Origin of the sequence: Nonomuraea rubra (assembly GCF_014207985.1) — a bacterium.
In the GTDB taxonomy this organism is placed as follows: domain Bacteria; phylum Actinomycetota; class Actinomycetes; order Streptosporangiales; family Streptosporangiaceae; genus Nonomuraea; species Nonomuraea rubra.
Genome location: NZ_JACHMI010000001.1, coordinates 10,968,612 through 10,982,227, shown reverse-complemented (window position 1 = coordinate 10,982,227; position 13,616 = coordinate 10,968,612). Strand labels below are relative to the sequence as shown.

Here is a 13,616-nt window from a genome sequence, read left to right as displayed (position 1 = left end):
TCCAAGGTCGGGTGAGGGTGCGACTCGGAGAGCTGCGTTGCCCGTGAGGGCGACGACGTTCAGATCAGCAACGGCGGCCACGGTTGATGCATGAGACGACGAACTGCATCAGCCGGTCGGGCATCACGTTGGCGAAGTCACCGTGGTCGGTGACGGGGTTGTGCTTCTGTTCGGGGAAGGCGTCCACGGCGTACGAGGGACCTTGCGGCACGGTGTACGCGAGCGTCATGCGTAGCTGCGGAATCGCCCTGGTGCCCTGCGGACAGGCACCACCCTGGCCGGGGAAGACCACGTGCGTGCGGTGATTGGCGCTGTCGGTGTTCTGACCGTCCCAGCAGCTGGGGAAGTCCAGAATACGGAGGACCTGGCTGCCGCGCGGGCAAAGCGTGTATTTGTCGGGACTTATGCGATTTTGGAATCCCGAGCAGCTCCAGCCGGCCTTGGCGTTGGCCCCGCCGTTCGTGGCCGCCTTGGCGTCACCGGTGATGATCCGGATGAACCTCGGCATCTCGACCACCCGGGAGGCGGCGTTGCCGCGGAACTGGAGCGTCACGGAGCGCGGACGCAGCACCTGGCCGACGTTGCCGTCGGGGTCGGTGGCGTTCGCGTCCGACCTGCGGTCCCTGAGGACCGGCCAGAAGTAGGTGGACTTGTCGCCCAGCCGGCAGGTCGTGCCCGCCGCCGCCAGGCTCTCGTCGGTGGAGAACGCGTCCGTCGACAGGTTGCCCACGTAGTCGTGCAGGTGGTGCGCACCGTTGCTCACGCCGGGGGCCACGATGAAGTTGTCGGGGTTGTTGTGGCCGTTGCGGTTGGTGCCGCACTGGGAGACGAACGTGCCGCGCGAGCCGTTCCTGCCGGTGCGCGCGTTGTTGTTCACCGGGGCGACCTGGCGGATGTCCACGAAGTCCTCGGGGAACGGGCCCAGGTCCGCGCACTCCTCCTCGGCGCCGCCCGTCCCGGTGGGCGAGGGGGAAGCTGAGGGCGAGGCGGAGCCGGTCGGCGACGGCTCGCCGCCGTCGTCGGGGTTCTGGGTCTGGCTGGGGCTCGGGGTGGGCGTGCGGGTGGACTGGTTGCCGCCGCGGCGGCGGCCGAAGGTCTCGGCGGACTGCTCGGGCTCGGGGGCGTCGGCCTCGGGAGCCTCGGGAGCGTCCGTCTCCGGGGGCTGCGCCGGGTCGAGCAGCGCGATGCCGCCGCCCTGGGGAGCCTGCTGCTCGTCGTCGGCCTGTCCGGTGTTCTGCTGGTCGTTCTGCTGATCGTTCTGCTGGTCTTGTTGCTGTCCCTGCTGGTCCTGATCCTGTTGCTGTCCCTGATCCTGGTTCTGGTCCTGTTGCTGTCCCTGGTCCTGTTGCTGTCCCTGGTCCTGCTGCTGGCCCTGGCCCTGGTCCTGATCCGGCTGCTGGGTCTGGCTCGCCTGAGGTGACTGGGTGGCCTCCGCCGGATCGCAGTGGTCGGCCAGAACCGGGCCGACGCCGATGACGGCCGCGGACACCAGGCCGCTCGCCACCACCGCGAGGGTGGTCACGGCCGCGGCCATGCGTCTGGATCTCATGATGTGTGTCTCCTCTTTTCAACCGCCAGTGCGACGGGTGGAGCGGGTGCTGGCGTCGGGGGTTCGGGCAACTGGTTGTGATCGACCAGACCGGTGGACTCCAGGTAACCCATGTGGCGCATCACGTAGTTGATGCCTTCCTGGGCGAACTTCCTGATCTCTGAGTTGCGCGTCCCGGACCGTACGCCTGCCACGACGGTGAAGACCTTGCCGTGCGCGGCACGCAACAGGTTCGCGAAGTCCTTGTCGAAGGCGGGCCCGCTTTCTGCCGCGAGCTGGGCCATCCAGCTCTGCTGGTCGGCGTTGGGCTCGTCGGGCAGCGCCACACCGAGCTTCTTCGCGGTCTGGCGCGTGATCAGGTCGAGGTCCATGTGCTCTTCCATGATCAATTTGCCGACTTCCTTCACACGCTGGGACTCGGCGCGGGTCTGGGCGTACTCACCGACGGGCATCTCCCAGAGGCCCGCCTGGCGTACCTTGACCAGCAGATCGCGGTCGGCGGCCGTGAGCGGCCCCGACGAGGTCTGCGTCCACTGGGCGGCCGCGGGATCGATCGCCGGCGGCATGACCAGCGCGATCGTCACGGCGGCGGCTACGACGAAGCCGCCGAGCATGAACATCTCGCCGCGCAAAAGCCTGTGCATGGTCGGAGGTACGCGGGTGTCTCGGTCCAGGTTCACGCATGGCCGGGAATAGTTAGAAATGACTGGAGTTATCGGAGTGGCTACCGCTTGGATAACGAAGGTGTAAAGATGTGCCCCGTGCTAGGTCACCTCGACGGCAGGTTCGAGAGTGCGGATGCCGAGGCGGAGCACCGCATCGCGGTGCTTTACCAGGAGTTCGGCGGCCCTCTGCTGCGCCACGTACGCAAATCAACAGGTAACGACCTTCAGTGGGCCGAAGACGTGGTGCAGGAGACGCTCGTCCGGGCCTGGCGGAACTCGGCAAGACTGCAATGGGAACCGAGCCTCATATGGGCGTGGCTGCTGACCGTGGCCCGCCGCATTGTCATTGACGGTCGTCGGCGGAAGAGCGTCCGGCCTCAGGAGGTCGAGCCGCCCGAAGTCGACATGATGTCGGTGCCCGATGGATCGGAGCGCGCCTTATCGGCGATGGTCGTCGCGGACGCGCTGCGGTCCCTGTCCGAAGAACACCGCGAAGTCATTGAGCAGACCTACCTCCGAGACCGTACGATAAGTGAAGCGGCGGAGATTCTGGGGATCCCGCCGGGCACGGTGAAGTCCCGGCTCTACTACGGGATCCGGGCTCTCCGCGAGCTGCTGCGGGACAAGGGGGTAGCCGGCTGATGCATGACGGGGTGGCCGCCTACGTCCTCGGCGTCCTCGATGAAGAGGAGCACGAGGCCTTCGAACGCCACCTCGACACGTGCGAGCAGTGCCAGGCGGAGCTGATTGAGCTCGCCGAGCTGCCCGAGCAGCTCGATGAGCTCAAGAACGACCCCTCCTCGACTTCCGGTGACGATCCGCCCATGTCGATGTCACGTTGACGTCTGTCCCCTTTTCGGGTGGTATCGGTTAAGCAAGGCATTGCGCCCGGCCCCGCGCGGCCGGGCGGTCAGGGGGAGGTGTTCGGTGGGCATCGACGGTGATGCTTCCGGTCCCCCGCGCCGGCAGTTCGGCGAGGAAGGCGGTCGGCTGTCGTACGGCGGCTACCTTCGCCTGCCCGAGCTGCTCGACCAGCAGCAGCCGCAGTCGCAGGCTCCGGACGAGCTGCTCTTCATCACCATCCACCAGGTCTACGAGCTGTGGTTCAAGCTGCTGCTCCACGAGCTGGAGGGCGCCCGCGAGGCCATGTTCGCAGGAGAGCTGTGGAAGGCCAGGCACCTGTTCAAGCGGGTGCACGCGGTCGAGCGGGTGCTGATCGAGCAGGTCGAGGTCCTGGAGACGATGACGCCTCAGGACTTCATGGAGTTCCGCGCCAAGCTGGCGCCCGCCAGCGGCTTCCAGTCGGTGCAGTTCCGCGAGCTGGAGTTCCTGTCCGGGCTGCGTGACGAGCGCTACCTCGGCTCGTTCCGGCACGCCTCCGACGAGGAGCTGGCCCGGCTGCGCCGAAGGCTCGCCGAGCCCACGCTGTGGGATGCTTACCTGACAGCCCTCTCCCGGCGTGGCCTGCCGGTCTCCGACGAGGAGATCATGACTTCGCTGCTGGCCGTGGCGAGAAACCGCGGGTCCTACGACGACCTGTGGCAACTGGCCGAAGACCTGCTGACGCACGACGAGACCGCCGCGTTGTGGCGGATGCGCCATGTCCAGATGGTCGAACGCCAGATCGGCACCAAGTCGGGCACAGGCGGCTCGACCGGTGCCCCCTACCTGCGCGGTAGGGCACGCCTGCACTACTTCCCGCTGCTGTGGGAACTTAGGGCCTGGCTATGAACCCGTTGGCAAAACCCTCACAAAGGAGTGAGAGCGATATGCCGCTCGACGAGGCCAAGGATGAGCTGCTCCAGCGAGCCGCCGAGAGTTGCGCGGTGGGCAGTGACCATGTGAGCCCCGAGGAGGCCCTGGCCTTCCTGCGGTTCTACTACCGGTATGTCGCCCCCGAGGACCTGCTCGACCGCAACCCCGTTGACGTCTACGGTCCCGCGATGTCCCAGCGGCAGCTCGCCGAGACCCGCCCCCAGGGCAGGGCCGTGGTCAGGGCCTACACCCCGACGCTGGACGAGAACGGCTGGGACCCCGGGCACTCGGTGGTCGAGGTGGTCACCGACGACATGCCGTTCCTCGTCGACTCGGTCACGATGGAGCTCGACCGGCACGACCTCGGCGTGCACCTGGTGGTCCACCCGCAGATGCGGGTGCGCCGCGACATGACGGGCCGGATGCTCGGCCGCGGCCAGGAGGACGTGACCGGCCAGATGCTGGTCGAGTCGTGGATCCACATCGAGATCGACCGCCAGTCCGAGCCCGGGGCGCTCAGGGCCATCGAGGCCGACCTGCAGCGCGTGCTCACCGACGTGCGCCACTCGGTCGAGGACTTCAGGAAGATGCGGGCGCTGGCCGTGCAGACCGCGGAAGACCTGAGCATGAACCCGCCGCCGCTGGAGCCGGCCGAGGTCGAGGACAGCATCGACCTGCTGCGCTGGCTCGCCGACGGGCACTTCACCTTCCTCGGCTACCGCGAGTACCGCCTGGAGGACACCGACGAGGGCGAGACGCTGCGCGCGCTGCCCGGGGCCGCGCTCGGCATCCTGCGCGACGACAAGGTGGGCTCGGGCAGCTTCTCGGCCCTGCCCGCCGAGGTGCGGGCCAAGGCACGCGAGAAGCAGCTCATGATCATCACCAAGGCCAACTCCAGGGCCACCGTGCACCGGGCCACCTACCTCGACTACATCGGGGTCAAGCTGTTCTCGCCGGAGGGCGAGGTGATCGGGGAGCGGCGCTTCCTGGGCCTGTTCACGCACGTGGCCTACAACGAGTCGATCTCCCGCATCCCGGTGCTGCGGCGCAAGCTGGCCGGCGTGCTGAACGAGGCCGGGCTGGCGCCCGACAGCCACGACGGCAAGGACCTGATCGAGATCCTGGAGACGTTCCCGCGCGACGAGCTGTTCCAGACCTCGGTCGACCAGCTCCTGCCGATCGCGATGGGCGTGCTGCGGCTGCGCGAGCGCAAGCAGGTCAAGCTGTTCCTGCGGCGCGACGACTACGGCCGCTACATCTCCTGCCTGATCTACCTCCCGCGCGACCGCTACACCACCAAGGTGCGGCTGAAGATGCAGGAGGTGCTGCTCAAGGCGCTCGGCGGCAGGTCGCTCGACTACAGCGCGATGATCGGCGAGTCGGTGCTCGCCCGCCTGCACGTGGTCGTCAGGGGCGAGCGCGGCAGGCAGCTCCCGCCGCCCGGCGTGGACGTGGAGGAGCTGGAGGCGCGGCTGGCCGCCCTCACCCGCTCCTGGGAGGACGACCTGGCCACCGCCCTGACGGAGATGACCTCGGAGGAGGAGGCCCCCACGCTCATCAGGCGCTACGCCTCCGCCTTCCCCGAGGGGTACAAGGCCGACTTCCCGCCCAAGGTGGCCGTGGTCGACCTGCGGCGGCTGGAGCAGCTCGTCGAGGCGGGCGACGGCGAGCAGGTGGGGATCAACCTCTACGAGCCGTACGACGCCGCGGAGGGCGAGCGGCGGCTGAAGATCTACAAGGTCGGCTCGCCCATCTCGCTGTCCCAGGCACTGCCGCTGATCCAGCGGCTCGGCGTGGAGGTCGTGGACGAGCGCCCGTACGAGGTCGACCGCGACAACGACCCCGGCACCAAGAACGCCTGGATCTACGACTTCGGCCTGCGGTACACCCCGTCGGACGAGGTCGACAGGAACGACTTCAAGCGGCTCTTCCAGGACGGCCTGGCCGCCCTGTGGAAGGGCAGGGTGCAGGACGACGACTTCAACGCGCTGATCCTGCGGGCCGGGCTGACCTGGGAGCAGGTGGAGATCCTGCGGGTCTACGCCAAGTACCTGCGGCAGGCCGGGAGCACGTTCTCGCAGCCCTACATGGAGCGGGTGCTGCGCGACAACGTGCGGGTGGCGCGGCTGCTCGTCCGGCTGTTCGAGGCCAAGCTCGATCCACGGCGCGGCGAGGACGTGCGGGTGGACCTCGTGGAGGCGCTCAACGAGGAGATCCTGCGGTCGCTGGACGAGGTGGCCTCGCTGGACGAGGACCGCATTCTCCGGGCGTACCTGGAGATGATTCAGGCGACATTGCGCACCAACTACTTCCAGACGGTGGATGGAGAGCGCAAACCGTACATATCTCTCAAATTCGACCCGCAGGCCATCACCGTGTTGCCGCTGCCGCGGCCGAAGTACGAGATATTCGTGTATTCGCCCCGGGTCGAGGGCGTGCATCTGCGCTTCGGGAAAGTGGCGCGCGGCGGGTTGCGGTGGTCGGACCGGATGGAGGACTTCCGCACGGAGATTCTCGGCCTAGTCAAGGCGCAGATGGTGAAAAATACCGTTATTGTGCCGACTGGGTCTAAGGGTGGATTTGTCGTTAAGCGTCCGCCTAAGTCTGGTTCGCGGGAGGAACTGCTCGCCGAGGGCGTGGCCTGCTACCGCATGTTCATCTCCGGGCTGCTCGACATCACCGACAACCTCGTGGACGGCAAGGTCGTGCCCCCGCCCGACGTGGTCAGGCACGACGGCGACGACACCTACCTCGTCGTCGCCGCCGACAAGGGCACCGCCACCTTCTCCGACATCGCCAACAGCGTGGCCAAGGAGTACGGCTTCTGGCTCGGCGACGCCTTCGCCTCCGGCGGCTCCATCGGCTACGACCACAAGGCCATGGGCATCACCGCCCGCGGCGCCTGGGAGTCGGTCAAGTACCACTTCAGGACCATGGGCGTGGACGTCCAGACCACCGACTTCACCGTGGCCGGCATCGGCGACATGTCGGGCGACGTGTTCGGCAACGGCATGCTGCTGTCACAGCACATCCGGCTGATCGCCGCGTTCGACCACCGGCACATCTTCGTGGACCCCGCGCCCGACGCGGCCCGCTCCTTCGCCGAGCGGCGGCGCCTGTTCGAGCTGCCGCGCAGCTCCTGGGAGGACTACGACGCCAAGCTGATCTCCGCCGGCGGCGGCGTCTTCCCGCGCACGGCCAAGTCCATCCAGATCACGCCCCAGATGCGCGAGGCGCTCGGACTCCCGTCCGGCATCGCCTCCATGGCGCCGAACGACCTCATCAGCGCCATCCTGCGGGCCCCGGTGGACCTGCTCTGGAACGGCGGCATCGGCACCTACGTCAAGGCCAGCTCCGAGTCCCATGCCGACGTGGGCGACAAGGCCAACGACGTCCTCCGGGTGAACGCCGCCGACCTGCGCTGCAAGGTCATCGGCGAGGGCGGGAACCTGGGCTTCACGCAGCTCGCCCGGATCGAGTTCGCGCTCAACGGCGGGCTGGTCAACACCGACTTCATCGACAACTCCGCCGGCGTGGACACCTCCGACCACGAGGTGAACATCAAGATCCTGCTCGACCAGGTCGTCCGCGATGGTGAGCTGACCGACAAGCAGCGCAACCAGGTCTTCACCTCGATGACCGACGAGGTGGCCGACCTCGTGCTGCGCGACAACCACGCGCAGAACGTGGTCCTCGACGGCGCCCGTACGCAGGCCGTCGAGATGCTCCACATCCACGCCCGCTACCTGCGCAAGCTGGAGCGGGACGGGCTGGTCAACCGGGAGCTGGAGTTCCTGCCGTCGGACAAGACGCTGGCCGAGCGGCGCCAGGCCCGGCTGGGGCTGACCGCGCCCGAGTTCTCCGTGCTGCTCGCCTACACCAAGCTGGTGGCCGACGCCGAGCTGCTCGGGTCCGACCTGCCCGACGACCCGTACCTCGCCTCGTGGCTGGTCTCCTACTTCCCGTCGGCGCTGCGGGAGCGGTTCCGCACGTACATGGACGAGCACCCGCTGCGGCGCGAGATCATCACCACCTGCGTGGTGAACGAGCTGGTCAACTCGGCGGGCACCACCTTCATGTTCCGCTTCGGCGAGGAGACCGGGGCCTCGACGCCTGACATCGTGCGGGCGTACCTGGTCGCGCGGGAGGTCTTCGACCTGCCCAGCTTCTACCGGGCCGTGGAGGAGCTGGACAACAAGATCGACACGGGCACGCAGATCGCCATGCTGCTGGAGACCCGCAAGCTGGTCGAGCGAGGAGCCCGCTGGCTGCTGGTCAACCGCCGGCCGCCGCTGGACCTGGCCGGGTCCGTGAGCTTCTTCGTCAAGGGCGTCAACGGGCTGCTCGCGCACATCCCGAAGCTGCTGACCGGGCCCGACCTGGCGGCCTACGAGGAGCGGCGCGACTCGTTCGTGGCCCGCGGGGTGCCGCTGGAGCTGGCCGAGCGGGTGGCAGGGATGGTCCCGGCGTACTCGACGCTGGACCTGGTGGAGATCTCGTCGCTGACGGGGCGGCCGGTCAACGAGGTCGCCGAGGTCTACTTCGACCTGGCCGACCGGCTGCAGCTCGCGCGGCTGCGGGAGCGGGTCATCGCGCTGCCCAGGGACAACCGGTGGAACTCGATCGCCAGGTCCGCCCTGCGCGACGACCTGTACGCGGCGCACGCCTCGCTCACCCGTGACGTGCTGGCCCACAGCAAGCCGGGGCTGCCCCCGGAGGAGCGGCTGGCACGCTGGTCGGAGGCGAACTCCGCGGCGGTCTCCCGGGCGCGCCAGACGCTGTCGGAGATCTGGGAGAGCGACAACTTCGACCTGGCCACGCTCTCGGTGGCGCTGCGCGCGATCCGCACGCTCGTCTCCGCCAGCAACCTCCCCCACACGGAGGCCTGATCTCCGTCACGCGCCGCCGGGGCCGGCCGACCGCCGTCCCCGGCCCGCCGGAGCGGGCGGCTACTGGCCGGAGGCCCGCGTGAGCGCGCCGTCGTGGGCGATCACGGATGCCGCGGAGGGCCTGGTAAGGGGTGGGACGACGGTCGCGTACTGGTGCACTTCGGTCAGCTTCAGGTTGAGGCGCACGGTCTTGTCGGGAATCGCCCAGCTCGCCTCCGGCGGCACGGGGATCTTGTACGTCTCGTCCAGCACGTTTCTCGTCGTGCTGTTCCGCGACAGCGAATACTGGATCAGCGCCCCGCCGCCCTCGGTGCGCAGGGCGTAGACGGGGAAGTTGTCGGCGCTGAAGATCGAGTCGTAGCTCAGCTCAGCGCGCTTGGCCTTGACGCGCAGCGCGGCGATCTGCTCGGCCACGTCCGTCGTGTACGGACCCTCCGCGAGCAGCCCTGCCGTGACCCCGGACTTGCCCGTCTCCGCCACGCTGGCGTGCACGGGGCCCATGAACTGCGGGCTGATCGTGACGGTCTTGTCGTCGGGCGCAAGGCTGGAGGCGTATCCGTCGGTGTCCAGCTCGACCTCCGGCAGGCTCTGCCCCGGCAGCAGCTCGGCCGCGGAGCTGAGGCGCCAGCGGTCGGACTTGGCGAAGGTCAGCAGCGTCTGCCGCCCGTCGCGGGTCACCAGCGCGCTGAACCAGGGCGCCCGCTCGCCCTGGGCGAACCTGGGCACGTACAGCGTCGGCGCGCCCCACTGGCGGCGCGGCGGCCTGGAGCCGGTGGACACGTAGGCGGCCTGGGTGATCGCCCACTGGCCGCCTGTCGTGATGTCGCTGGCCTCCCGCAGCCTGCCCTCGAACTCGCTCCGCCAGTCCGGGCCGCGCAGCGCGTTGTCGGTGAGGGTGAAGGCGGTGAACTCCTCGGCCGCCTCCGCCAGCGTCACCTCGGGCTCGGCGGGGGAGGGCGGCGGGGTCGTGGTGACCGCGGCCGCGGGCGTGGTGGCCGGGGTCCGGGCATCGCCGGTGCAGGCGGTCACCGCGGCGAGCAGGCCGGCGGCGAGCGCCAGCATCCCACGCCGACCGTATGCACGCACCTCGCCATGTTATTCGGGCCCGCGAGGGTCGCGTACCCTTGGGAGACGTGGCAGGCATCGATCCGGCAGAAGAGATCAACGAGCTCCGGGGCACGCTCCGCAGCATCCAGGACGTGCTCGACCTCGACGCGATGCGCAAGCAGATCGCGGAGCTGGAGCAGCAGGTTGCCGCGCCCGACCTCTGGGACGACCCTGAGCAGGCCCAGAAGGTCACCAGCAAGCTCTCCCACCTCCAGGGCGAGCTCAACCGCGTGGAGGGCGTCGCGCGCCGGCTGGAGGACCTCACGGTCCTGTACGAGCTGGCGGCCGAGGAAGGCGACGACGACACGCGCGCCGAGGCCGACAAGGAGCTCGAGGGGCTGAAGTCCGACATCGGCGCCCTGGAGGTGCGCACGCTGCTCTCGGGCGAGTACGACGCCCGCGAGGCGCTCGTCACCATCAACTCCCAGGCGGGCGGCGTCGACGCGGCCGACTGGGCCGAGATGCTGCTGCGCATGTACCTGCGCTACGCCGAGCGCAAGGGTTACGCCACCGAGGTCTACGACACCTCCTACGCGGAGGAGGCCGGCATCAAGTCGGCCACGTTCACGATCAAGGCCCCGTACGCCTACGGCACGCTGCGCGGCGAGCACGGCACCCACCGGCTGGTCCGCATCAGCCCGTTCGACAACCAGGGGCGGCGGCAGACCTCGTTCGCCGGCGTGGACATCGTGCCGGTCGTCGAGCAGACCGACCACATCGACATCAACGAGGACGAGATCCGCGTCGACGTCTACCGCTCCAGCGGCCCCGGCGGCCAGGGCGTCAACACCACCGACTCGGCGGTGCGCATCACGCACCTGCCGACCGGCATCGTGGTCTCCTGCCAGAACGAGCGCTCCCAGCTGCAGAACCGCGCCACGGCCATGAACGTGCTGCAGGCCAAGCTGCTGGAGCGCAAGCGGCAGGAGGAGGCGGAGAAGATGTCGGAGCTGCGCGGCGCCACGACCACGTCGTGGGGCACGCAGATCCGCAACTACGTGCTGCACCCGTACCAGATCGTGAAGGACCTGCGCACGGGCACGGAGGCGGGCAACCCGTCAGCGGTGCTCGACGGCGACCTCGACGAGTTCATCGAGTCGGAGATCCGCTGGATGCGGCGACAGGAGTCAGGCGCCGAGTAGGTGCTGGGCCGCGAGGGTCAGCACGAGCAGGGCGACGAGGAGCAGGGCGATGAGGGCGGGTGGCAGCCCGGCGAAGCCGTGGTTGTGCATCCGCTCCCTGTTCGCGCGGCAGACGGGGCAGCGCCCCTCGACCACGGGGTGAGCGCACTGGGCGCATACGAGGTGTTCGCAACTCATGACAGCCCCAAGTCTAGCCGCACAATCGTTTTGTTTCCGTTATGGACGTTCCATGCCAGTCTTCCCCCTAGACTGTCGTCTGGCCAATCGGAACGTCGATCATCAGTAAAGTCAACGCCCCCGATCGGCCGGTGGCGGGAAGTGGGCATGTGCCACCCTCGCTTCCGTCCTGACCCCTAGACTGGCATGCCGTGATGCTCTCGTGATCCATTTCGATAATGTCACCAAGGTCTACGCGAACCAGAACCGGCCCGCCCTCGACCACGTATCCGTTGACGTGGACAAGGGCGAGTTCGTGTTCCTCGTCGGTCCCTCGGGATCAGGCAAGTCGACGTTCCTTCGTCTGATCCTGAAGGAGGAGCGGCCCAACTCCGGCGCGATCCACGTCGCCGGCAAGGACCTGGCTCGCCTCTCCAACTTCAAGGTGCCGCACCTGCGCCGCCGCATCGGCTGCGTCTTCCAGGACTTCAGGCTGCTCCCCAACAAGAACGTCTACGAGAACGTGGCGTTCGCCCTCGAGGTCATCGGCAAGCCCCGGCGGTTCATCCGCAAGGTGGTGCCCGAGGTCGTCGAGCTGGTCGGCCTGGAGGGCAAGGCGCACCGCATGCCCGACGAGCTGTCCGGCGGTGAGCAGCAGCGCGTCGCCATGGCCCGCGCGTTCGTCAACAGGCCGATGATCCTGCTGGCCGACGAGCCCACGGGCAACATCGACCCCGCGACGAGCATCGGCATCATGAAGGTGCTCGACCGCATCAACAGGACTGGCACCACGGTCGTCATGGCCACGCACGACGCGGCCATCGTCGACTCCATGCGTAAGCGTGTCGTGGAGCTGGAGGACGGCAAGATCGTCCGTGACCAGTCGCGTGGCGTGTACGGCCAGGCGTACTGACAGGGAGCTGCAGACAAGACATGCGGGCGAATTTCATCTTCTCCGAGGTCTGGATCGGCCTCCGCCGTAACCTGACAATGACGATCGCCGTGGTCATCACCGTGGCGGTCAGCATGGCGCTGCTGGGTGTCGGCCTGATGATCAACAGTCAGGTCGGGCTGATGAGCGGCTACTGGAACGACAAGGTCGAAATCTCGGTCTTCCTCTGTAAGAAGGGGACGGCCATGACGGCCTGCAACGGCAAGGCGATCACGCCCGCGCAGACCAAGGCGCTCCAGGAGCACATCGAGAACACCCCCGGCGTCAAGGGAGTGGTGTTCGAGGACGAAGCGGCCGCGTACGAGAACTTCAAGCAGTCGTTCTCGTCCAACAAGGCCCTGGTCGACGCGACCAAGGTCGAGGACCTGCCCCAGTCGTTCAGGATCAGCCTGGAGAATCCTGACAACTACCAGCCCATCATCGACGCCATGAAGGGCCAGCCCGGCGTGGCGCAGGTGATGGACCAGAAGCAGCTCATCGCCCCGTTCTTCAAGCTGCTGAACACGCTCGCGGTGGCCGCGCTCTCGGTGGCCGTCGTGCTGGTGCTGGCGGCCGCCCTGCTGATCGGCAACACGGTGCGGCTGTCGGCGTTCAACCGGCGCAGGGAGACGGGCATCATGCGGCTGGTCGGTGCCTCCAACCTCTACATCCAGCTCCCCTTCGTCATGGAGGGCGTCATCGCCGGCCTGGTCGGCGGGGTGTTCGCCGCGATCATCCTGATCCTGGCGAAGGTGTTCCTGTTCGACGAGGTCGTCAACTTCTTCGGCACCGGGCTCGGCTGGAACGACCTGGCCCAGACGATCACGCTCACTATGATCATCGGTGTCGTGATCTGTATCCTGGCCTCGTTCGTGACGCTGCGCCGCTACCTCAGGGTGTAGCGGGTGCGCTTGGGTCGTGACCGCCCCGGTCGCCGGTAAAGTCGAAGCATGCCACGTGAGACCGGGCGGAAGGTCATCGCCCAGAACAAGCGTGCTCGGCACGACTACCACGTCGAGGACACCTTCGAGGCGGGTCTCGTGCTGCAGGGCACCGAGGTGAAGTCGCTACGCGAGGGCCGCGCCTCGCTCGTCGACGGCTACGCCAGCATCGACGGCAACGAAGCGTGGCTGCTCAACGTCCACATTCCCGAATACTCCCAGGGCACGTGGACCAACCACGCGGCGCGCCGCAAGCGCAAGCTGCTGCTGCACCGCAAGGAGATCGAGAAGCTCGCCGCCAAGACGAAGGAGGGCGGGCTCACGATCGTGCCGCTGACGCTCTACTTCAAGGACGGCAGGGCCAAGGTCGAGATCGCCGTGGCCCGAGGCAAGAAAGACTGGGACAAGCGGCAGTCGCTGGCGGAGCAGCAGGCCAAGCGGGAGATGGCCCGGGCACTGCGGCACCGCAACCGATGAGAGT

General features: G+C 68.0%; 12 protein-coding genes. 8 read left to right on the top strand and 4 right to left on the bottom strand.

All coding sequences use genetic code 11. The annotated features are described in order from the left end of the window. Positions 1–64: 64 nt before the first annotated feature. Together HD593_RS50050 and HD593_RS50045 are read right to left on the bottom strand one after the other, a co-directional pair. Entirely contained in the window at positions 65–1,549 is a 1,485-nt protein-coding gene (locus HD593_RS50050; protein WP_246547163.1) for a DUF1996 domain-containing protein, read from the bottom strand. Beyond that, positions 1,546–2,193, bottom strand: coding sequence for a DUF4142 domain-containing protein (locus HD593_RS50045; RefSeq protein WP_185109926.1), 648 nt, complete (start codon positions 2,191–2,193; stop codon positions 1,546–1,548). The genes HD593_RS50050 and HD593_RS50045 overlap by 4 nt, the downstream gene beginning before the upstream one ends. A 117-nt stretch (positions 2,194–2,310) precedes the next feature. On the opposite strand from HD593_RS50045, the gene HD593_RS50040 reads away from it, so the two are divergent. The 4 genes from HD593_RS50040 (at position 2,311) to HD593_RS50025 (ending at position 8,858) form a co-directional block, all read left to right on the top strand. Then, entirely contained in the window at positions 2,311–2,856 is a 546-nt protein-coding gene (locus tag HD593_RS50040; RefSeq protein WP_185109925.1) for a sigma-70 family RNA polymerase sigma factor, read from the top strand. Next, positions 2,856–3,056 (top strand): anti-sigma factor family protein, encoded by a 201-nt coding sequence (locus tag HD593_RS50035; RefSeq protein ID WP_080042822.1) that lies wholly within the window; start codon positions 2,856–2,858, stop codon positions 3,054–3,056. Before HD593_RS50040 ends, HD593_RS50035 begins: the two co-directional genes overlap by 1 nt. A gap of 85 nt (positions 3,057–3,141) precedes the next feature. Then, the gene (locus tag HD593_RS50030; protein ID WP_221525363.1) at positions 3,142–3,945 is read left to right on the top strand and encodes a tryptophan 2,3-dioxygenase; all 804 of its coding nucleotides are present in this window, start codon (positions 3,142–3,144) and stop codon (positions 3,943–3,945) included. A 38-nt stretch (positions 3,946–3,983) separates the two neighbouring features. Next, positions 3,984–8,858, top strand: coding sequence for an NAD-glutamate dehydrogenase (locus HD593_RS50025; protein ID WP_185109923.1), 4,875 nt, complete (start codon positions 3,984–3,986; stop codon positions 8,856–8,858). A gap of 60 nt (positions 8,859–8,918) precedes the next feature. Here the strand turns inward: HD593_RS50025 and HD593_RS50020 are convergent, their stop codons facing one another. After that, on the bottom strand, positions 8,919–9,944 hold the full coding sequence (locus HD593_RS50020; RefSeq protein ID WP_185109922.1) for a DUF8094 domain-containing protein: 1,026 nt from the start codon (positions 9,942–9,944) through the stop codon (positions 8,919–8,921). A 47-nt stretch (positions 9,945–9,991) separates the two neighbouring features. Between HD593_RS50020 and prfB the strand changes: the two genes are divergently transcribed. Then, on the top strand, positions 9,992–11,107 hold the full coding sequence (gene prfB / locus HD593_RS50015; protein ID WP_185109921.1) for a peptide chain release factor 2: 1,116 nt from the start codon (positions 9,992–9,994) through the stop codon (positions 11,105–11,107). On the opposite strand, the gene HD593_RS50010 is transcribed toward prfB, so the two are convergent. Further along, the gene (locus HD593_RS50010; protein ID WP_312904322.1) at positions 11,093–11,242 is read right to left on the bottom strand and encodes a hypothetical protein; all 150 of its coding nucleotides are present in this window, start codon (positions 11,240–11,242) and stop codon (positions 11,093–11,095) included. The two genes, prfB and HD593_RS50010, sit on opposite strands and share 15 nt — an antisense overlap. Before the next feature lie 244 nt (positions 11,243–11,486). On the opposite strand from HD593_RS50010, the gene ftsE reads away from it, so the two are divergent. The 3 genes from ftsE to smpB are packed head-to-tail and all read left to right on the top strand — an operon-like array spanning position 11,487 to position 13,612. After that, on the top strand, positions 11,487–12,176 hold the full coding sequence (gene ftsE / locus HD593_RS50005; RefSeq protein WP_043620538.1) for a cell division ATP-binding protein FtsE: 690 nt from the start codon (positions 11,487–11,489) through the stop codon (positions 12,174–12,176). 20 nt (positions 12,177–12,196) lie between these two features. Continuing rightward, on the top strand, positions 12,197–13,096 hold the full coding sequence (gene ftsX, locus HD593_RS50000; protein ID WP_185109919.1) for a permease-like cell division protein FtsX: 900 nt from the start codon (positions 12,197–12,199) through the stop codon (positions 13,094–13,096). Positions 13,097–13,144: 48 nt separating this feature from the next. Next, on the top strand, positions 13,145–13,612 hold the full coding sequence (gene smpB / locus HD593_RS49995; protein ID WP_185109918.1) for an SsrA-binding protein SmpB: 468 nt from the start codon (positions 13,145–13,147) through the stop codon (positions 13,610–13,612). The last annotated feature ends 4 nt before the right edge of the window (positions 13,613–13,616 follow it).